Source organism: Desulfoluna sp. CYM3A (assembly GCF_056829965.1).
Window position 1 is genome coordinate 3,459,036 of sequence record NZ_CP186556.1, and the last position, 18,774, is coordinate 3,477,809.

General features: G+C 60.4%; 21 protein-coding genes and 1 pseudogene. 6 read left to right on the plus strand and 16 right to left on the minus strand.

Going from position 1 to position 18,774, the window contains the following annotated elements:
* Positions 1–111: 111 nt before the first annotated feature.
* The 4 genes from ACOYW1_RS17760 to ACOYW1_RS17775 all read right to left on the minus strand — a co-directional run bounded on the left by ACOYW1_RS17760 (position 112) and on the right by ACOYW1_RS17775 (position 3,155).
* Positions 112–756: a histidinol phosphate phosphatase domain-containing protein gene (locus tag ACOYW1_RS17760; RefSeq protein ID WP_482415501.1), complete on the minus strand. Its 645-nt coding sequence runs from the start codon at positions 754–756 to the stop codon at positions 112–114.
* Between the two features lie 135 nt (positions 757–891).
* Positions 892–1,380, minus strand: coding sequence for a bifunctional nuclease family protein (locus tag ACOYW1_RS17765; protein ID WP_482419107.1), 489 nt, complete (start codon positions 1,378–1,380; stop codon positions 892–894).
* A gap of 137 nt (positions 1,381–1,517) precedes the next feature.
* The gene (miaB, locus tag ACOYW1_RS17770; RefSeq protein ID WP_482419108.1) at positions 1,518–2,855 is read right to left on the minus strand and encodes a tRNA (N6-isopentenyl adenosine(37)-C2)-methylthiotransferase MiaB; all 1,338 of its coding nucleotides are present in this window, start codon (positions 2,853–2,855) and stop codon (positions 1,518–1,520) included.
* A gap of 63 nt (positions 2,856–2,918) precedes the next feature.
* Positions 2,919–3,155, minus strand: a complete 237-nt coding sequence (locus ACOYW1_RS17775) for a DUF4911 domain-containing protein (RefSeq protein WP_482415499.1) — start codon at positions 3,153–3,155, stop codon at positions 2,919–2,921.
* A gap of 323 nt (positions 3,156–3,478) precedes the next feature.
* Between ACOYW1_RS17775 and recJ the strand changes: the two are divergent.
* The 3 genes and pseudogenes from recJ to ACOYW1_RS17790 form a co-directional block, all read left to right on the plus strand.
* Positions 3,479–4,678 (plus strand): annotated as a pseudogene (gene recJ / locus ACOYW1_RS17780) (single-stranded-DNA-specific exonuclease RecJ); the annotation flags it as partial.
* Entirely contained in the window at positions 4,584–5,198 is a 615-nt protein-coding gene (locus ACOYW1_RS17785) for a hypothetical protein (protein WP_482423753.1), read from the plus strand. The pseudogene recJ and the gene ACOYW1_RS17785, both read left to right, overlap by 95 nt.
* Positions 5,199–5,541: 343 nt before the next feature.
* Entirely contained in the window at positions 5,542–5,967 is a 426-nt protein-coding gene (locus ACOYW1_RS17790; protein WP_180143694.1) for a hypothetical protein, read from the plus strand.
* 101 nt (positions 5,968–6,068) lie between these two features.
* On the opposite strand, the gene ACOYW1_RS17795 is transcribed toward ACOYW1_RS17790, so the two are convergent.
* Positions 6,069–6,863 carry a KamA family radical SAM protein gene (locus tag ACOYW1_RS17795; RefSeq protein WP_482419109.1) on the minus strand — a complete coding sequence of 265 codons (795 nt, stop codon included), beginning with the start codon at positions 6,861–6,863 and terminating at the stop codon, positions 6,069–6,071.
* A gap of 82 nt (positions 6,864–6,945) precedes the next feature.
* Here ACOYW1_RS17795 and ACOYW1_RS17800 point away from each other — a divergent pair, with 82 nt between their 5' ends.
* Positions 6,946–7,404 carry a hypothetical protein gene (locus tag ACOYW1_RS17800; protein ID WP_482419110.1) on the plus strand — a complete coding sequence of 153 codons (459 nt, stop codon included), beginning with the start codon at positions 6,946–6,948 and terminating at the stop codon, positions 7,402–7,404.
* 505 nt (positions 7,405–7,909) lie between these two features.
* On the opposite strand, the gene rlmD is transcribed toward ACOYW1_RS17800, so the two are convergent.
* From rlmD to ACOYW1_RS17845, 9 genes are all read right to left on the minus strand, one after another.
* Positions 7,910–9,304, minus strand: a complete 1,395-nt coding sequence (rlmD, locus tag ACOYW1_RS17805) for a 23S rRNA (uracil(1939)-C(5))-methyltransferase RlmD (protein WP_482419111.1) — start codon at positions 9,302–9,304, stop codon at positions 7,910–7,912.
* Positions 9,305–9,528: 224 nt separating this feature from the next.
* Complete coding sequence (thiD, locus tag ACOYW1_RS17810; protein ID WP_482419112.1) at positions 9,529–10,335, minus strand: bifunctional hydroxymethylpyrimidine kinase/phosphomethylpyrimidine kinase; 807 nt, start codon at positions 10,333–10,335, stop codon at positions 9,529–9,531.
* Positions 10,332–10,721 carry a hypothetical protein gene (locus tag ACOYW1_RS17815; RefSeq protein ID WP_180143703.1) on the minus strand — a complete coding sequence of 130 codons (390 nt, stop codon included), beginning with the start codon at positions 10,719–10,721 and terminating at the stop codon, positions 10,332–10,334. Before ACOYW1_RS17815 ends, thiD begins: the two co-directional genes overlap by 4 nt.
* Positions 10,722–10,809: 88 nt before the next feature.
* Positions 10,810–11,661 (minus strand): ATP phosphoribosyltransferase, encoded by an 852-nt coding sequence (hisG, locus tag ACOYW1_RS17820; RefSeq protein ID WP_482415493.1) that lies wholly within the window; start codon positions 11,659–11,661, stop codon positions 10,810–10,812.
* A 56-nt stretch (positions 11,662–11,717) separates the two neighbouring features.
* Positions 11,718–12,158: a phosphoribosyl-ATP diphosphatase gene (locus ACOYW1_RS17825; protein ID WP_482415492.1), complete on the minus strand. Its 441-nt coding sequence runs from the start codon at positions 12,156–12,158 to the stop codon at positions 11,718–11,720.
* A gap of 104 nt (positions 12,159–12,262) precedes the next feature.
* Entirely contained in the window at positions 12,263–12,787 is a 525-nt protein-coding gene (locus ACOYW1_RS17830; RefSeq protein WP_482415491.1) for a 3-isopropylmalate dehydratase small subunit, read from the minus strand.
* Positions 12,788–12,851: 64 nt separating this feature from the next.
* On the minus strand, positions 12,852–13,049 hold the full coding sequence (locus ACOYW1_RS17835) for an aconitase family protein (protein WP_482419113.1): 198 nt from the start codon (positions 13,047–13,049) through the stop codon (positions 12,852–12,854).
* Complete coding sequence (locus ACOYW1_RS17840) at positions 13,046–13,969, minus strand: aconitase family protein (RefSeq protein ID WP_482419114.1); 924 nt, start codon at positions 13,967–13,969, stop codon at positions 13,046–13,048. Before ACOYW1_RS17840 ends, ACOYW1_RS17835 begins: the two co-directional genes overlap by 4 nt.
* Positions 13,970–14,115: 146 nt before the next feature.
* Positions 14,116–14,700, minus strand: a complete 585-nt coding sequence (locus tag ACOYW1_RS17845; protein ID WP_482415489.1) for a helix-turn-helix domain-containing protein — start codon at positions 14,698–14,700, stop codon at positions 14,116–14,118.
* A gap of 263 nt (positions 14,701–14,963) precedes the next feature.
* On the opposite strand from ACOYW1_RS17845, the gene ACOYW1_RS17850 reads away from it, so the two are divergent.
* On the plus strand, positions 14,964–15,584 hold the full coding sequence (locus ACOYW1_RS17850) for an FmdE family protein (protein ID WP_482419115.1): 621 nt from the start codon (positions 14,964–14,966) through the stop codon (positions 15,582–15,584).
* 31 nt (positions 15,585–15,615) lie between these two features.
* On the opposite strand, the gene ACOYW1_RS17855 is transcribed toward ACOYW1_RS17850, so the two are convergent.
* Positions 15,616–16,695 (minus strand): PAS domain-containing protein, encoded by a 1,080-nt coding sequence (locus tag ACOYW1_RS17855; protein ID WP_482419116.1) that lies wholly within the window; start codon positions 16,693–16,695, stop codon positions 15,616–15,618.
* A gap of 213 nt (positions 16,696–16,908) precedes the next feature.
* Here ACOYW1_RS17855 and ACOYW1_RS17860 point away from each other — a divergent pair, with 213 nt between their 5' ends.
* Positions 16,909–17,826, plus strand: coding sequence for a hypothetical protein (locus ACOYW1_RS17860; RefSeq protein WP_482419117.1), 918 nt, complete (start codon positions 16,909–16,911; stop codon positions 17,824–17,826).
* A 13-nt stretch (positions 17,827–17,839) separates the two neighbouring features.
* Here the strand turns inward: ACOYW1_RS17860 and ACOYW1_RS17865 are convergent, their stop codons facing one another.
* Complete coding sequence (locus ACOYW1_RS17865) at positions 17,840–18,718, minus strand: flagellar basal body-associated FliL family protein (protein WP_482419118.1); 879 nt, start codon at positions 18,716–18,718, stop codon at positions 17,840–17,842.
* Positions 18,719–18,774 lie beyond the last annotated feature (56 nt).

The window sequence follows — 18,774 nt, forward strand, 5'->3', positions numbered from 1 at the left end:
ATACGTGCGAAAAGCAAAAGAAATATACGCATCCCCCACGGCAACCGGGCATCTCAGCAATACCCCCGGCCCGGGTCGGCCCGCACGGTGGCGGGCCCAGGCATAAACCCTTTAGCCCCGTGTCAGAAAGGCACGGGCGTTGGTCTGCATCTGCTCGAAGGCCGATTCGGGGAGCCCCGCCCCTGCGATGACGATGCGGGCAAAGGCCTCGTCGATGAGATCCCCCGGGGAATGACTGTCCGTGTCGATGACCATGGAGGCTCCGGCCTTAAGGGCCTTTTGGGCCACATGGCCGTTGGTGAGGCTGTGGCCGCCGCGGGCCGTGATCTCCAAGAGCACCCCGTTGGCTGCGGCCAGGGCCGCCTCCTCGTCGGTGATGAGGCCCGGGTGGGCCAGGACATCCACTTTGGCTTCGATGGCGGCGCGGTTGGTCCCCGGGGCCACGGGCTCCACCACGGTCTCCCCGTGGACAACCACGATGCGGGCCCCCAGCTTACGGGCCAGGGCCGCTGCTTCAGCGATATGGGCCGGGGGCACATGGGTCAGTTCGATACCGGGAACCACTTCAATAGCCATCACCTCATTGAGCCTGTCGGCCACGGCAACGATGCGGGGAACGATGTGGTCGATATTGGACAGGTCACCGTGGTCGGTGATCCCCAGGGCGGTAAGCCCCTTGGCTTCGGCCCGGCGGGCCAGCTCCGAAGGCACGAGAACGCCGTCGCTGAAAAAGGTATGGGAGTGAAGATCGATCATGGTCGCAGGGCTCCTTCTCACGGGTACTCAGGTTGCCCGCCTTGTGACAAAAGCGGGGGAACAGGAACATTACCCATACCACGTCAGGTGGGGCATTTCATGGAAAAAATGCCCCGGAACCGCCACCGGTCAGCCCTACACCTTGTATTTACCGAAGTCCTCCGGGGACAACCCCTCCAGGTATTCGGCCCAGCGTTTCCCCTCACTGGTCTCGTCGGCCACCTCTACAGACTCCGACTCCTTGCGCGCCTCTTCCAGCACATGATCTTCCACGAAAATGGGGGCGCGGAACCGCACGGCCATGGCAATGGCGTCGCTGGGGCGTGAGTCCAGCTCAAAATGCTGCCCACCGGCTGTAAAGATGATGCGTGCGTGGTAGGTATTCTCCACAAGATCGGACACCACCACCCGCTCAACGGATGTATCGGTGTGACTGAGGAACTGGCAGAAGAGGTCGTGGAAGGGCCTTGGGGTCTCCTGGAGACCGAAGACAATGGATGAGGCCTCGAGAAGGCCGATCCAGATGGGTAAAAGCCGTCCATCTTTCTCGGACTTGAGCACCAGGACAGGCGTCCTGGTGATCTTGTCCATGGAGATGGAGGCAATGGTCATTTCGTGTGTCATGGTTCACCTCCCTTGGGCGAAGCAACAAACATCGCTTCGCTTCGGTGCCGCCCGAAACCGGGCGGCGGGGGTTGGACCCGACAACATCACTCATGGCCGGGTCAGATGCCATGAACCGTTAACCGCACGTAAAACGCTTAGACCAGCACCCCCCTTAATGAGTGCGGCAATCCTTCCTCAATATAAACCGGAACCACCTTTCCCACAAGGTTTGCATCGGAACCCTCCTGGGCTGCGGTAAAGTTCACCACCCGGTTGCAGGAGGAGCGGCCCGTCCACTGCAGGCCCCCCTTCCCCTCTTTGCGCCCCTCCACGAGAACTTCCACGGTGGTGCCCGCATAAGAGAGGTTGCGCTTTTCCGAGAGCTCTTTTTCAAGGTCCAGAAGGGCTGCCAGGCGACGGCTCTTGTCCTCTTCGGAAACCTTGCCCTCGTAGCCCACGGCCGGGGCATTGGGCCGGTCCGAATACTTGAAGGCAAAGATCCCGGAAAAGCCCACGGCCCTTACCAGGTCCAGGGTCTCGGCGAAATCCTCCTCGGTCTCTCCGGGGAAGCCCACGATCATGTCCGAGGTCAGGGCGATGTCCGGCCGCACCTCTTTCAAGCGCTCGATGCGCTGCATGTAATCTTCCCGGGTGTATTTGCGGTTCATCTTCTTGAGCACGGCGTTGGAGCCGGACTGCACGGGAAGGTGAATGTGGTTGCAGAGCTTGGGCAGGTCCCGGTAGGCCTCCACCAGGCCAGGGGAAAGGTCCTTGGGGTGGGAGGTGGCAAACCGGATGCGCTCCAGGCCCTCCACGTCGCTTACGCGGCGGAGCAGCTCGGGAAAATCGCAGAGGTCCTCTTTCTTGCCGTAGGAGTTCACGTTCTGACCCAGCAGGGTGATCTCCCGTGCGCCCCGGGCCACAAGCTCCCTGACTTCCTGCACGATGGCATCGGGGTCCCGGCTCTCTTCCCGCCCGCGCACGTAAGGCACGATGCAGTAAGAGCAGAAGTTGTCGCACCCCCGCATGATGGTGACGAACCTGGAGACCTCCACCTCGGCGTCCATGGCCGGGGTCGGGATCTCGTCGGCCACGCCCATGGTCATCTCCACATCCACAACGGGAATCCGGTCGTATTCAAAGGCCTTGACCATGGCCGCAAGGCGGGCATAGGCCCGCGTGCCGAAGACAAGGTCCACGTAAGGCATGCGCCTGAGAATGGCGGCCCCTTCCTGCTGGGCCACACACCCCCCGATGGCCACGATGAGCTCCGGGTTCTTCTTTTTCAATGCACGCATCCGGCCCAGGAAGCTGAAGGCCTTTTCTTCGGCTTTCTTCCGGACGGTGCAGGTGTTGACGATGACCAGATCGGCATCCTCCACCTCGTCGGTGGGGATGTACCCCAGGGGTCTCAGCACTTTTTTGAACATCTCCGAGTCGTAGACGTTCATCTGGCATCCGATGGTGTATATGTATACGGACTTTACATTCATTCTGATTTCTTTACCTCTCGAGGGACACCCATGCGGGGGCCCTGATCACTTCGCATTGCAGGCTCAAAGGCGCTCTTGGTTATCCGGGGCCTCAATCTCTTCCAGGCAAACCGTGCCCTCAAAACTCTCAAGGACCTTCTCCACCTCATCCTCGCACCCCGGCGCAATGCGGAGCACGATGATATCCCGATCCCTGTTGACAGTGGTGACCACCACCAGGTTGTCCAGGGCCTCAAAGGTGTACTTCACAAAGACGATATCCCCTCGCCTGAGCCTGAAATATCTTTCAATGCACCCCACTTGCGCTCCTTACCTTTCATGACGGGCTCTTGTCGGCCTTCGGCCCGCGAACCGAAAAACCAAACCATTGGAAAACGTTATCCTTTACCACATCGGTTTCCCCGGTACCACCCCTTTGTACGCGCCGCCCCTTTTCGAAACCCTTTGAACCCTCCCGGCGGATGGTGTATGGTCTCCCCAACCGACGGAAAAAGCCCGCCCTCCTTTCGGGGAGACCGCCCATGCAGCCACCTCGATGCGATTGGCGTAACGCTCGCCCGGCCTGTGCCGAGCCGCCGTTTCACCCCATCCGGACATGTCCGATTCACCAGAGACACGAATGTATGCACACAGACTGGACCACCACCGACATTGACGCCTCCCGGGCCAAAAACCTGGGAGAAGCCCTCGGGGTCTCCCCCGTGACGGCAGGCCTCCTCCTGGCAAGGGGCCACGACACCCCCGAAGCCGCCCGGGCCTTTCTTGCCCCGTCCCTTTCGGGGCTCCGCCCGCCCCAGCGGCTGCACGGCATGGACACGGCCGTGACGCGCCTGGTCCGTGCCGTCACCGACGGAGAGGTGATCTTCATCTGCGGCGACTACGATGCCGACGGCATCACCTCCACGGCCCTTCTGGTCCTCTTCCTGAGAAGCGCCGGAGCCCGCGTGGCCTGGCATCTTCCCCACAGGGTGGACGACGGATACGGATTCCACCCGTCACAGGTCACCGACCACGCGGTCCCTGCAGGTGCCCGGGTCATCGTCACCGTGGACTGCGGCTCCACCTCCTTCGAGGCGGTAAATACGGCCAAGGGCCTCGGCATCGACGTCATCATCACCGACCACCACACCACCGGAGAGGCCCTCCCCGACGCCCTGGCCGTCATCAACCCCAAGCAACCCGCCTGTGAATCCGGCATGGAAAATCTGGCCGGGGTGGGGGTTGCCTTTTACCTTGCCGCGGCCCTTCGCACCGCCCTTCGCGCTGCAGGCCACTGGAAAAATGGGGAAGAGCCCAACCTCAAGGCCCTCTGCGATATCGTGGCCCTGGGCACCGTGGCCGACATCGTTCCCCTCACCGCAGAGAACCGCATCCTCACCCGAGCCGGCCTGGAGATGATCAACCGGAGCGCACGGCCCGGCATCGCCTCCCTGCTCACCGCCGCCAAAGCCAACAAAGAGACCGTGGATTCCGAAGACATCGCCTTTCGCCTGGCCCCGCGAATCAACGCCGCAGGCCGCATGGACCATGCCCAGACAGGCCTGGACCTGATGCTGGCCCCCAGCAAAGCCCAGGCCGCACCCATTGCCAAAGAGCTCTGCCGCCTCAACAGCCATCGTCAGGAGACCGAGGCCCGCATCTTCGACGAAATCGTCGCGTATATTGAAGAGAGCCCGGCCCTGCTGGACCGAAAGGCCCTGGTCCTGGCCAACAACGGCTGGCACCCCGGTGTCCTTGGTATCGTGGCCTCCCGCGTGGTTCGGGAGTACGGCAAGCCGGCCTTTGTCATCTCCGTGGACGAGCGGGGCATCGGCAAAGGCTCCGGCCGCAGCATCCCGGTGGACCTCTACTCAGGCCCTTTCCGCCACCGCCGACACCCTGGAGCGCTTCGGAGGGCACCGGCAGGCCGCGGGACTCCAGCTCAAAGCGGATCGCATCCGGGACTTTCACCGAGAGCTCGAATCACACCTGGGAGCAGCCACCACCCCGGAGGACTACGTCACCGCCATTCCCGCCGACGCCCGGCTGCCCCTCTCCGAAATCAGCCCGGCCCTCATCGACGAGCTGGAATCTCTGGCCCCCTTCGGCGAAGGCAACAGGGAGCCCCTGTTCATCGCCGAGGACATCCGGGTCCTCTCCTCCATGGAGGTGGGGCGGTGCCACCGAAGGTACGTCCTGGCCGCCGAGGGCAACCCCCACCTGGCCAAATGCATGGCCATCCGCTTCAACCACCCCGGGGGGCCACCGGAAAAACGCATTGCGCGCTGCCTCTACTCCCTGCGCTGGAACCGGTGGAACGGCGGCAAGAGCCCACAGATGCAGATCCACGACATGGAGTCCTGACGACTGGAAAGCCTCTGTTTTCGGGCCTTGGGCCCCTTCGGCAACCCCGCCGAACGGCCTGACAATTCCCTTGATTTCTTCAGGGATGAAAGCTATGATCCTTGTGCCGAATCCACCAGGAGCCGCTACGTTTCCGGCCCCGTGGACCAAGCCCGCCCGGATGCCGAAACGGGTGGCTGCGCGTACTGCGCATCCCAGTTTTGCCCGGCCCTTGCAAGGGGCCATGCGCCCGAGAGCATCTGCAACACAGTAAATTCATGATGGCTCCGCGCCCCCGGTCAGCGTGCCTTCGCCTGCGCCATCGCTACCCCATCGGATCCATCAACCATAGACAGGAGGGTGAATGGGAAAAGTATTCCGAACAAACAACAAGGAGTCCATGCTCCTTTCGCGCATAGAGTCGTCCAAGGAGAAAGAGCGGCGCATTTCCATCGAAACTGCCCGCGACAACCTTGAACCCATGAGCAATGCCATTTCCCAGAAGCTTGTGGAAAACAGCCTTGTGGAAACCACAAGCAAGAACTCCCTGCAGGAACAGATCGAAAAGAAGCTCGAAAAGCTGGTCAAGCTCGATGATTTCGAGATCGACTACCAGATCGCCCCGTTCCGTGAGCTCGTGCAGAACCCCAATGTCATCAGCCTGGTGGTTACGGCCTTTGTCTTGGAGACCCTCATCGACCACAAGGATGTCATCGACATCTACGGCTCCGACGACGAAATCTATCACTGCATCAACACCCAGGTCCAAAAATTCATGCCCAATATTTAATTACCGGAAATACGGGCCCCCGATTTTTGCACAAAAAAAGCCGATCTCCATCGCCTTCAGGCGATGGAGATCGGCTTTTTGTTTTATTCAGGGCATCGCCCTTAAGCGATGCGCAGTGAACCCAGCCCTGCTTTTTCGAAGAAGAACCGCTGCTCACCGAAGGCAGGCTTGAGCCCGTCGAGCCACACGGCCTTTTCATCGTACTCGGCAAAGAAGAGCTTGTTGACCCACTCGGGGTCCCGCGCCTGGATGAACTTCAAGGCAAGGAGCTTCTGCCCCCCTACCTCGGCGATGCCATCCACAAGCACCTTCCCGGGAGTCGCGCTCATGGAGGGGCCCCTCACGGTACGGGCCAGGCCCGACACCTTGCTGTAGGCCTCTGTGAAGATCTGGTACGCCTCGGCCAGGGGCACGCTGAAGTATTCCTTGGGCCCTGTGTCCCTCTCCACGAACATGTAGTAGGGAATCGCCCCCAGAGAAACCTGCTTTTCCCACATGGCACGCCACACTTCGGGGTCGTCGTTGATATGACGTATCAGCGGAGCCTGGCAACGGATGTTGGCGCCGGTGGAAAGGATGCGTGAAATCGCGGCCTCAACAGCATCGGTCTCCAGCTCTCTGGAATGGCTGAAATGGCTCATGATGGCAAGGTGGAAGCCGGCGGCAATGATGTCATCAAAGAGCGCCATGACGTCATCGGCGTCCTTGTCCGTCAGGAATCGGTAAGGCCAGTAGGCAAGGACCTTGGTACCGAACCGAATGGACCGAACGTTGCCGGGACGTTGCGTAAGAAGGGGCTCCACATAGCGACGCAGGATCTTGCTGGTCATGATGAGGGGATCGCCACCGGTGAACAGGACGTTGGTAACCTCGGGGTGGGCATTGAGATAGTCCACCAGGGCCTGGGGATCGCCGCAGGCGAACTTGGACTACTCCCCCGACAAACTGGGCCCATCGAAAACAGTAGGTGCAATACGCATGGCACACCTGCCCCTGGGTGGGGAAAAAGAGGACGGTCTCCTTGTATTTGTGCTGGATGCCGTTGATGGACTGGCCGAGATCACACTTGGGCACGTTGAGTTCCATCTGACCCGCGGGATGGGGGTTCATCTTCAGCTGAATGCTCCTGGCCGCCGCGCGCAGGGCCGCTTCGGGCTCACCGGCTGCGCATTTCGCGGCAAGGGCGTCGTAATCGTCAACGGCCATCATCCCCTTCTGGGGAAAGACCAGCTTAAAGATAGGATCCGCTTCCGGGTTGCTCCAATCGATGAGCTCGTCAATCACATAGTTGTTTGCCCGAAAGGGCATCACGCGCGAAACGACCTGGACGGCGTCGTGAATCTCGGAGGGAAGCGCTTCAAACTGTGGAATTGTATCGATATTGCGGGTCGTAAACGCTTTATAGCTTTTGGGTTTGATAGTAAGTTTGCTCAATAGACCTCCTTATGCCTACTCTATTCCTGCGGAAGTTCGGAAGTTTATCCTCCTTTTTCTGTGTGTTAACGGAAATCAAACATAGTCGCTTAATGACTACCTCCCGTCACCCCGCAATTCATTTTATTTTTTCTCGTAAACGCCATAATATAATAAATTTTAAGGAATTTGTCAATTCCTCCGACCCATTGCCCCGCCATCGGCGGAAAGCCCTTTGCGACGCGATTCCCGGCGTCGCGAATCACCGACCCAACCGCCCCGAAAACAAATAGCCCATCCATCCTTTTCCGAAATCGGGCACAGCTTCAAACGGCGGCTTCACGGCAAAAATTGAGGCATACACCTCAGCCGGGTCGTTACGGGCGAGCAGATGACGCCCAACTCTCAATGTCCTGATCTTATTGCTGGGAAAAACGGGTAACCCCTGCGGTCGGGGCAGGCGCCGTGAACGCCTGCCCGTCAAAAAGGGCCCTGAAACGTGAAGGTGGGCACGCTCCCGTTTTCCCGGTTAGCTCCGTCGTTTTTCCAGGCGGGCCACCGCTTCGATATGAAAGGTGTGGGGAAACATATCCACGGGCTGTACCTCGCAGATCTCGTACTGCGCCTTGAGCATCTCAAGGTCCCGGGCCAGGGTGGCCGGATTGCAGGAGACATAGACGATACGCTCCGGGCTCAACTCAGCGACGCGCTGGACCACCTCTTTGTGCATACCGGCACGGGGCGGGTCGATGATCATCACATCCGGCTCCACATCCACCCCGGGAAGGGCTTCACGGATATCACCCAGCACAAACCGACAGTTCTCCACCCCGTTTCGGCGGCAGTTCTCGTTGGCGTCCTCAATGGCGCTGGGCACGATCTCAAGGCCCGTGATCTCGGCGGCACCCTTGGAGAGCCAGATGGGAATGGTCCCCGTGCCGCTGTAGAGGTCAATGACCCGCTCGGTGCCCGTAAGGCCTGCAAATTTTTCCACCGTGGCATACAGGGCCTCTGCCCCGGGGGTGTTGGTCTGGAAAAAGGAGTTGGCCGAAATATTGAACGTGTACTCGCCCAACCGGTCGGTGATGAAAGGCTGGCCCGCCAGGCACTTTTCGGTCTCCCCAACGGCCACCCCGGCCTTTCGGCTGGTGATGTTGTTGACCACGGAGGCCACCTCGGGAAATGCCGCCACAAGCTCGTCGGCCAGGGGCTGCACCACATCGGGGCGGTCTTCGGCCGTGACGATGTTCACCATCCAGCGGTCTTCGTGGTAGGAGTGCCTCAGCATGACAAACCGCCAGAACCCCTCGTGGCTTCTCAGGCCGTAGACAGGCAGGTCCGAGGCCTTGATGTACTGCCGCACCTTCTCCAGCAGGCGGTTGCCCGTCTCCGGCTGGATATGGCACTGCTTGATGTCGATGACCTTGCTGAAGGTTCCGGGGACATGGAGTCCGATGCCCAGCCCCTTTTCAATGTCGGGGTCGTTGAGCTCGTGCGGCAGCAGCCAGCGGCTGTCCGAGCAGGAGAACTCCATCTTGTTGCGGTACCCGAACAGGTGCTTGGAAGGCAGGGTGGGGTGCACCGTCACGTCGTGGATATTGCCGATATGCCCCAGGGACTCCACCACGTGGTCGCGCTTGTAGGCAAGCTGCGTCTCGTAATCCAGGAACTGCCATTTGCAGCCGCCGCACCAGGAAGCGTATTCACACCGGGGTTCCACCCGGTTTTCCGACGGCTCCAGAAGCTCCAGCGTCCGCGCTTCGGCAAAACTCTTCTTCTTTTTAAAGACCCGCGCCCGAACCCTGTCTCCGGCCACGGCGCCGTCGATAAAAAGAGCCATGCCGTCCACCCTGGCAAGACCACGCCCACCGAAAGCCATATCGGTGACCGCTATGTCGACCACTTCACCTTTTTTTACCGCCATAATGCAACACTACCCTTGTTTGGCTTTCACAAAAGCCCTGAAAATTCCGATACTCAGACGAGCCCCCAGCAAATTTCGGGCACACGTCACCCTTTCGTACCGAGTGCGAAGCTGGATATACTATCCGATGTCATCAAATGTTGGCAAGTTTTTTCGATCCGAAAGGGATCGTGATGGGAACATCGAAGCAACGGGGAACCGAACAGCTCCCCAGAAAGGACACCTCACCGGGCCCCGGAAAAGAAGTGGTACAACGGCCCGTGCCCTGACCCGAGCTGCCGGGATACGGCGCCCTTCAACGCGCCGGTAATATAGGCTTTGGCCTGTCTCGCAGCTTCGGGAAGGGAGAGGCCCCGGGCAAGGTACCCGGCCAGGGCCGAGGCCAGGGTGCATCCGGTGCCGTGATCGTTTCGGGTCTCGATGCGGGGTCCTTCAAATCGGGTCACCGCCCCGGTGGCCCCTTCCAAAAGAAGGTCCGGGCACACGTCCCCGCCAAAGTGCCCCCCTTTGAGAAGCACATTGGCACACCCCATGGCCACCAGCCTGCGGGCCGCCTCTTCCATGCCGCCTGAAGAGCCGCCGTCAAGGCCGGTAAGCCGTCCGGCCTCGGGAATGTTGGGGGTCATCACCGTCACACGGGGCATGACATGGGTCACCAGGGACTGGGGGGTCTCCCGGGCGTTGAGACCGTCTCCGCTCTGGGCGGCCATAACGGGGTCCAGAACCACCGGCACCCCCTTGATCGTCTCAAGGATCTCTCCGACGACCTCGGCGTTCCCCGGGGTGCCCAGCATCCCGATTTTAACGGCGTCCACCCCCACATCGGAGAGGACCGCCTCCACCTGGGCCCGGACCATGTCCGGGGGAACCGGCATCACCCGGCTCACCCCCTGGGTATTCTGGGCCGTCACTGCGGTGACGGCGGTCATGGCATAGCAGCCCAGGGCCGACAACGTTTTGAGGTCGGCCTGGAGGCCCGCCCCGGCACAGCTGTCGGAGCCTGCAATGGTAAGCACCCTGAGCGGCGTCATGGCAACCGGTTCCCGGCGGCGTCGATGAGCCTGGCCTGCTTTTCGTTTTCCCGGCGAAGCTTGTCGATGACCTTTTCGTTTTCCGTCACCTGGTGCATGTAGCCGTTGGTCTTCTCTTCAAGCTCTTTGACCTGGCGGTCCAGGGTGTCGATCTCACGGGTCAGAGATTCACACTTCCCCTCCAGGAGCTTCTCCCGGTCTTTCTTTTTTTCCAGGAGGCCCATGTAGCGGGTCCGCGTGTTCTCTTCGGCCTTGCGCACCACCCGGGCGGAGACCACAAGGTTCACCACTTCCATGGAGATCCCGAGGATAAACCCGTAAATCAACCCCTGCCGTCCGAAATGAGACGCCACGAGCAGGGCCAGCATTGTCGAGATAAAGACCATTGCGCACGTCCTGTCTGCTTTTACATGAGAATCGTGTTCGGCCCCCACCACCCATGAGCGGCATCCACGAAGTGTTTAAGAGCAGGCCCTAAAGCCTGCAGGTCCTGATATCCGTCGCGATGACGCCCTTGGCGCCCACCTCCACCAGGTGATCCATGATGGTGTTGAGGTCCTTTTTGGGGGCCATGGCCTTAACGGCAAACCACCCTTCCCGCCTGAGGGGAGCCACGGTGGGGGCTTCGATGCCGGGGGTCACGGCGCATGCGCTCTCCAGGGCCTCACCGGCCACGTCATACTCCACCATGACGTACTGACGGGCCACCACAATGCCCTTGAGACGCTCGATGAACATCATCTCCTGGGAGGTGAGGGTCTCCTCACGGCCCTTGCGGGTCACCAGCACAGCCTCGGAGGACATGATGGCCTCACCGCTGATGCGGAGCCCGGCCTCGGCCATGGTACGCCCTGTCTGCACCACATCGGCAATGGCGTCGGCCACCCCGAGGTTGATGGAAATTTCAATGGCGCCGTCGAGTTTGATGATGGCCGCATCGATATTGCGACGCTTGAGGTCCTGGCCCACGATGCCGGGATAAGACGTGGCGATGCGCTTGCCGTTGAACCCTTCCGGGGTCAGCAGGCTCTCTTCGGGCACGGCGTAGCAGAACTTGGAACGGCCAAAGCCCAGGGGAAGCAGCTCATCGACTTCGGACTCGCTGTCCATGGCCAGGTCCCGGCCGGTGACGCCCAGGTCAATGATCCCGCTCTGCACGTAGACCGCAATATCTCGGGGACGCAGGAAGATGAACTCCACCTGGTGCTCCACATCCGTGACCTTGAGTTCGCGGCTGTAACGGCGGCAATTGTACCCGGCTTCGGAAATGAGGGCCCGGGACTCTTCAGACAGGGATCCTTTGTTGGGAAGTGCTATTTTCAACATCTGACGGTTTTCCTTAACTCAACTGACGTGATGCGCTCCGGCGGGCGGAAAGGCCATCACAGGTATTTGTAGACATCCTCCAGTTCCAGGTCACAGGCAATCATCATCACCTGGAGATGGTAGAGGAGCTGGGAAATCTCTTCGGCAGTCTTCTCCTTGCCTTCGTACTCGGCGGCCATCCAGACCTCACCGGCCTCTTCGATGACCTTTTTTCCGATGGCGTGCTTTCCCGCATGGAGCTCCTTGACGGTCCCGGAATCGGGATCGCCGGCCGCCACTTTCTTCTTCAGCTCCGCAAAGAGCTCTTCAAATCGTTTCATGGAGTGTATCTCGTGATCTGTTGTCATGATGATGCGCATGAAAAAGGCCGGAACACTTCCCGACCAGCGCATGGGGGGACGGGCATTCAGCACATGTTTTCCGCAGTCAGCCGCCACGGACATGGCGCCTGAGGGGCTCTTTCCCCTGCGGATTCCGGCAAATTGAGACCATAGCACCTTTTTTCCCCAAACAAAAGGGGACGGCCGCCCTTCGGGCAGCCCTCCCCTTATCGTTCAAAAAAGGTACCCGATGCCTCAAAAGAGGAACCGAGCGTCACGGATCAGTAATTTGTGTCCGCGTAGCCGACCCAGCCGCCCGCTCCCACCAGGGCGCGGTCGAACTCGGAGATCTCAAAGGGCACCTCAAGGCTCTCGCCGTCTGCGGAGAACCGGAACACACCCTTTTCCAGATCGGTGACCAGGTCGGTCTCCTTGCCGGCAAACCGGGCCATGAGATCGTCCAGGACCTCTGCGGGCAGCTCCACGGCCATCATGCCGCAGTTGAACATGTTCTGCTTGAAGATCCGGGCAAAGCTCTCCCCGATGACGATGTTGATGTCGTTCACCTCAAAGGCCCAGGGAGCGTGCTCGCGGGAGGAGCCGCACCCGAAGTTGGCGCGGGTCACCACCGCCCCGGTGGGCGTAACATCCCTTTCCGGGTCAAAGCCTTCCAGCTCCAGGTCCTCCAGAAGGTAGGGTTTCAGGGCCTCTTTGGTGATCTCGGTGAGGTACCGAGCCGGTATGATTTCATCGGTGTTGATATCGGACCGATCCAGAAACAGGACTTTTCCGTTGAATGATTTCATGGCTTACTCCCCGCCCGTAAAGATGTGTGAATTGGTGATAACGCCGGTAAGGGCCGTGGCCAGTTCAGCCGATGCGAGCTTGCGCAGTCGAGTGCACCATGCCGCCCTTGCCCATGCGGCCGTTGAAGTTGCGGTTGGTGGTGGAGGCACACACCTCCCCTTCGGCCAGGACCCCGTTGCTCATGCCCAGGCACGCCCCGCAGGTGGGGTTGGTCACGCAAAAGCCCGCGTCCATGAAGATCTCGATGATGCCCTCTTTCAAGGCCTGCTTGTACACGGCCGGGGTGGCAGACCGACGGCACGCTCTTGTCGATGTGCCCCCTTCGGGCGCATTCGGCGGCCACGCGCAGGTCTTCGATACGCCCTGTTGGTGCAGGAACCGATGTAGACCTGGTCTACTTTTTCCGATGCCATCTCGGCGATGGGCTTCACCTGGTCGGGCTTGTACCCGAAGGTGGCCATGGGAACCAGCTCGCTCACGTCAACCACCATCTCCTCGGCGTACTCGGCGTCGGCATCGGCGGTAAAGGCGCTGTATGCCTCCAGGGCCGCTTCCTTTGAGGGGAACTCGTCCTTGATGAAGGGCCAGAGGTAAGAGACCGTGGTCATGTCCGGCGCGCAGATCCCGCAGGTGCCCCCGGCCTCAATGGCCATGTTGCACAGGGTCATGCGGGCCTCCATGCTCATGGCGGAGACCACCGACCCGGTGAACTCAATGACGCGGTTGGTGGCGCCGTTGACCCCGAGCTTTCCGATGACGTCCAGGATCACGTCCTTGGCGTAGACACCGGGCTTCAGGTCGCCCGTGATGGTGACCTTCATGGTCTGGGGCGCGTGAAAGGCGCAGACGCCTTTTAAGATACCCACCTCCAGGTCCGTGGTGCCCACACCGGCGGCAAAGGCACCGAAGGCACCGTGGGTGCAGGTATGGGAGTCCCCCATGATGATGGTGTACCCGGGTCGCACAAACCCCTTCTCCGGAAAGAGGGCATGGCAGACGCCGTTGTCACCGATGTCGAAGAAATCAATGATCCCGTGGCGCAGGGCCCACTCGCGCAGGATCTTGCCCTGCATGGCCGTCTTGGAGTCCTTGGCCGGGGTCACATGGTCGATGACCGCCTTGATCTTGGACGGATCGAAGACGCGGTCCATGCCGCGGGCCTCAAGGTCCGTGATGGCCACGGGCGTGGTGATTTCATCAGCGGCGCGTGCGGCAGATCACCTGGATGTCGCCGGACGGGTTGTCCACAAGATGCGATTCAAAAATTTTCTCCGCGATTGTCTTTCCCATATCTCCTCCGGAAGATGTCTGGTTCATATGCGATCTCTTATTTGTGCGAGGCCTGCCTGGGCGGTGAAACGATCCAGACAGCCTTCAGCGTCGCGTTGCCGCGATTCTTTAATATATGTGGGATCCGTGATGCAAAGGAGACGGTGTCCCCTTTGGCCACGGTGTAGGTGTCGTCCCCGTAGAGAAGCTCGGCCTCTCCTTCGAGGATGATTCCGAACTCCCGACCGGCGTGGCCGTACTCCAGGTCCCCGGTCTGGCCACCGGGCGCGACCTCCAGCATAAAGGCCTCCACCGTGTGCTCCCCGGGGATCTCCTCCCGCACGGAGAGGCGGCTCATGGTCACCTGGCCGTCCCGGGTGACGCTGCGCTCTGCAGCACGGATGATATCGACCTTGCCCTTCTTGCGGTAGTCGCTGAAGAGGTATTCGTAATCCACCCCCAGCACGTCGGCGATGGAAAGAAGGGTGTCGATGGACGGGGAGACCTTGTTGCGCTCAATCTGGGATACCAGGCTCTCGCTCACGCCGGCCCGGCCGGCCACCTGCTTCAGGGTAACACCCCGACGCTCCCTGACCGCCCGCAACTTGCCCCCGAATTGGTGTTTGGGCTCTGACTTTATCAATACTGCACCTCCTGAAGCATTTATAAAGTCACCCCACCCAACCTGTCAACCCTTTTCCGGGCAGGCCCCATGCAACGCCCTTTAAGGTCCACCTGTTTTCGGTGTGGCTCAGCACCGCTTTTGACATACCCGGCAGCCTTTGAGTATAGTGTCAAATGCACAGCGGGCAGCTCCCTCTGGGATCCCACCCGGTGCTTAAGCCCTTTATCAACCATGACCTTCATGCGCCGCGCGGCGCACCCAACCCATCATGCGAGGCCCCCATGAACCATACCCATTACGCCCACTTGCCCCTGCCCGACACCCTGAAGCCCTGCATCGACTTTCACGGACATCTCTGCCCGGGCCTTGTCTACGGCTACCTGGTGGCCGTGGAATCCCTTCGCCTTTTGGGCGAGGACCGCAGCGAAGACGAAGAACTGGTGGCCATCAGCGAAAACGACGCCTGCTCAGTGGACGCCCTGCAGGTGCTGCTGGGGACCACGGCCGGTAAGGGCAACCTCACCATCACCAACATCGGGAAAAATGTGTACACCGTGTTTTCACGCCATGCAGGCAAAGGGTTCCGGTTCTCGCGCAAAAGCACGTATGCCTATACGGGAAGGGAGCCGGAGGTGTTTGAGGAACTGGAGCTAAAGCTTGCGGAAGGGACGGCCACGGCAGATGAAAAAAAACAGCAGAAACTCATGAAAACCGTGGACCTCCTCCAAAAGCCCGTGGACGAGGTCTTTGAGATCACCGACGCAGCCATCCCCGAGCCGGCCTTTGCGGAGCTTGCCCCGTCCGTGGCCTGTGCCGTATGCGGTGAGCTCACCATGCAGACCAAGATGGTCCAAAGGGGAGAGACGCTCCTCTGCCGCCCCTGCGCCGAGGGGGCCTTATAAGAACTATTCAGGTCAGAAAAGCCTTAAGCCATCATATCGAGAGACAGCCTCGTCCGCCAGGGGCCCTCACCCATCGTCTTTCCCGGACTCCACGCTTCCTGCCAGGTCGAGGGGTGGGATGTCCTCCGGCGTGCCCCTTGGTCCGGTACCTGGAGACACCCCGAAGTTGGGCGGCGATCTCTTTGATGCGCTCCACCTGATCCGAAAACCGGTCCACGGTTTCACAGAGGGCCTCTCCGCCCTCAAGGCCCCTTGCCTTGAGCTCCATGAGCTCCGCATACCCCAGGGCCGCCTGAAGGGGCTGGCTCAGCTCATGGCTGGCGGCCCCGGCAAGGGCCAGGGCCCCGGTAAGACGCTCGGCCTCCATCAACGGCGTGATGTCGGTAAACACCGTGACGAACTGCTCGCCACCGGCATGGAACACGTTGATGTAAAACCACATGTCCAGGGCATCCGAATACTCCTTGAGGGTTTTCCCTTCTCCCGTTTTCACCACCTCGGCAAAGTGGGCCAGCCACCCGGACTCGTCCTGGTCCACCCCGGGAAACACCTCGGAAAGCCGCCTTCCCTCCACCGCGTCTTTTGTCATGGAAAACATCGCTTCAAAAGCAGGGTTCACCGTCACATAGAGAAAATCCACGGGGGCACCGGCCCCATCGTATATCATCTCCCCCATGGCGTAGGCGCCGGTCATGTTGTCAAAAAGGTTCCGGTACTTCTCCTCAATGCTCTTCAGGCGGTCAATCTGAAGGGCCTGCTTCCGGGCCTCCCGCTCTTCATCGCGGTACCAGCGAAAGGCCAGCAGCAAAAGAATGGATGCTGCGGCCGAAAGGTTTACGAGCTTGGGAATCGTAATGTGCGCCGGGGCCATGAGATATGACTCCACACCCGGTGGCAGCAGGCCGGCCCGGGACGTGTGCACCATCCCGAAGTAAAAGCTCTCAAACACGGAGCGCGCGGCGTCGATGATCAAAATGACGTTCAGAAACAGAAAAAAACGCCCCTTCAGTTTGGGCGCCGCCGCCTTCCGAAGAAAAATCCCCAGGATCAGCAGCCACAAGACCACCGACATAAATGACAAAAACAGATGAAACAGAGCCGAGCTCATCATCTCCACCTCCCATGTGTTGCCCGCCAAGAGGGGCGGCGCCCACCGATGCGCCCCATCTTTTTCCGCTATGCGGGGCAGTGGACATCGGGTGACCAATACAGTAACATAATCCATAAGCCTGAAAAAACCCCACCCCCTGCCATGCGCCCCGAAGCCCCCTGCGGCTTCCCCCCTTCCCCCTCTTTCGTGCACCCCCTTACCCAAGGAGGTTCCATGCCCGTCGAAACATCTCTAAAAACCCTGGCCCGTTCCGTTTCGGATGGCTCCGGGCTGGCGCCGTCCGCCCTGCCCCGCCTCACGGACACTCTCTTCGCGGACAAAGCCCTGCCCTTCTGGCACGCAATGAAGCGCCCCATGAAAGGCATCCTCAACGAGGAACTCGCCTCACGTCAACTCGATGAACTCACCCCTGCCCTGCAGGCCATGGGATCCCTTCTGCTGGGCTCAGGCAAGGATGAGACCGAGCCCTACGCAACGCGGCTCCTCAAGGCCCTGGACATCCTTGAAGCAAACCGTCCCCTCTTTTTTCTTCCCGACGCCACAGCCGAAAAACGGATTGAACGCCTGCCCCTGTTTGCCCCCATGGCCGTACTTCACCTGGCCATCCTGGGCCAGCTGCACGCCATGGCGTACGCCACCAGCATCCCCGGAGCGGCCTACCTCTGGTCCTTGTGCAATGGCACCGCCAGAACCTACGCGGCCTATGCGGAACAGTCCGTTGCCGACGCCCTGGCCTGGCGAACCGAACGCCTCCAGATTACCTGTACGCCCATGAGAAGCGCCGTGCCCGGGGGCCCGAACCTCCAGGTCACCTGCGTGGACACCCACACAGGCCATACCATCGTGGATCAGATGTGCACCGCCTATCCAGGGGTCATAAACACCCTGCTTCAGCGCACAGTGGACCAGGTGAGCCTCTACGAGGAGCAGCTCCACTGGAAAATCGTCTTGTTCTGGGAACATGAAGTGCTGGATGTGTTGTCCGAATGGACCGGTGAAAAGCCGGAAGAAGCTCGTCCCGCGCCCCGGGACATGATCTCCGAGCGCCTGGACGACGCCCTCTTTTTGATCATGCAGGATATGGGCAATGCCATGGCGGGGGTGAAGCCGCCTTCCGAAAAGAAAGAATGAGGAGGCACCGGGATCAGGTGCCGGCCTCGGGAGGTGCCACCTTTTTCGGGGCATACTTGCCCACAAACTCATTTACGCCCTCGCGGGTCGAGGTAATTTGAACCCGGATCACCTTGATCTCCTGCAGGTGGGAACCAAGATACGGCTTGAGAAGCCGTTTAAAATCCGCCAATACGGTTTCAAACCGTTTCAAACTGCGCACCTCTCGATAGGTGAGCCGACTCATGTGAAGCACCAGGGCCTCAAGGATGCTGGGATGCAGGCGGTATGCTCCGTCAGCCGACTCGCCATCGGGCTCCACATAGGGCAACACCTCCACGTCGTTGACGCTCAAGTTCAGCTGCACGCACAGGTACCGGCTCTCTTCATTGATGCGCTCCTTGGTGAGCCCCACCACCAGGGGACCGGTGGGAATCTGTGTCAGGGGCACCCCGTCCTCCTCCTCCGGCGCCTTGGTGCTGCGCAGCCGATCCCAGGAGATGCGCTCACCGCCTGAGGGACGCAGGAGAATGGTATTGCGGGTCAACCGTTCGATCAGATAGGTTACCGGGGTGTCCACCTCCCAGGGCGTATCGCCCACAACCATTTCAGGGGTCATGATCAGGAGCAGGGGATCCCCTTCCATCTCCGGAGGCAGCAGTTTCCACTTGCCTTCCACCTTTGCCCTGTCCGCTTTCTCATCAATTTTGGAGTGCTGCCCCTCCACCAGCCGCAGGATACCGAAGGTCCCGTTGGCCCGAAAAGAGATGATGTTATGGTAACTGGCAATGGTGTCCTTCCACGGCCCCACAACCATCTCTCGCTCCGGGGGTTCCTTGTCGCAGGCCAAAAAAGCAAGGGCCAGCAAAACCAGCACCACCCGCTTTGCCCCTTGCTTGAATCCGTTTCTCATACCCTTACCCTTTCCCAAGGCATCCTGATCTGTTGTGGGGGCATATGCCCCGCTCT

What these genes read in the sequence shown, in the direction of transcription:
- ACOYW1_RS17850 (WP_482419115.1), top strand. Translation starts at nt 14,964, where the DNA reads ATGAACCATACCCATTACGCCCACTTGCCCCTGCCCGACACCCTGAAG.
- thiD (WP_482419112.1), bottom strand. Translation starts at nt 10,335, where the DNA reads ATGACGCCGCTCAGGGTGCTTACCATTGCAGGCTCCGACAGCTGTGCC.
- ACOYW1_RS17865 (WP_482419118.1), bottom strand. Translation starts at nt 18,718, where the DNA reads ATGAGAAACGGATTCAAGCAAGGGGCAAAGCGGGTGGTGCTGGTTTTG.
- ACOYW1_RS17800 (WP_482419110.1), top strand. Translation starts at nt 6,946, where the DNA reads ATGGCACACCTGCCCCTGGGTGGGGAAAAAGAGGACGGTCTCCTTGTA.
- hisG (WP_482415493.1), bottom strand. Translation starts at nt 11,661, where the DNA reads ATGTTGAAAATAGCACTTCCCAACAAAGGATCCCTGTCTGAAGAGTCC.
- ACOYW1_RS17790 (WP_180143694.1), top strand. Translation starts at nt 5,542, where the DNA reads ATGGGAAAAGTATTCCGAACAAACAACAAGGAGTCCATGCTCCTTTCG.
- ACOYW1_RS17765 (WP_482419107.1), bottom strand. Translation starts at nt 1,380, where the DNA reads ATGACACACGAAATGACCATTGCCTCCATCTCCATGGACAAGATCACC.
- ACOYW1_RS17760 (WP_482415501.1), bottom strand. Translation starts at nt 756, where the DNA reads ATGATCGATCTTCACTCCCATACCTTTTTCAGCGACGGCGTTCTCGTG.
- ACOYW1_RS17860 (WP_482419117.1), top strand. Translation starts at nt 16,909, where the DNA reads ATGCCCGTCGAAACATCTCTAAAAACCCTGGCCCGTTCCGTTTCGGAT.
- miaB (WP_482419108.1), bottom strand. Translation starts at nt 2,855, where the DNA reads ATGAATGTAAAGTCCGTATACATATACACCATCGGATGCCAGATGAAC.
- ACOYW1_RS17830 (WP_482415491.1), bottom strand. Translation starts at nt 12,787, where the DNA reads ATGAAATCATTCAACGGAAAAGTCCTGTTTCTGGATCGGTCCGATATC.
- ACOYW1_RS17815 (WP_180143703.1), bottom strand. Translation starts at nt 10,721, where the DNA reads ATGGTCTTTATCTCGACAATGCTGGCCCTGCTCGTGGCGTCTCATTTC.
- ACOYW1_RS17855 (WP_482419116.1), bottom strand. Translation starts at nt 16,695, where the DNA reads ATGATGAGCTCGGCTCTGTTTCATCTGTTTTTGTCATTTATGTCGGTG.
- rlmD (WP_482419111.1), bottom strand. Translation starts at nt 9,304, where the DNA reads ATGGCGGTAAAAAAAGGTGAAGTGGTCGACATAGCGGTCACCGATATG.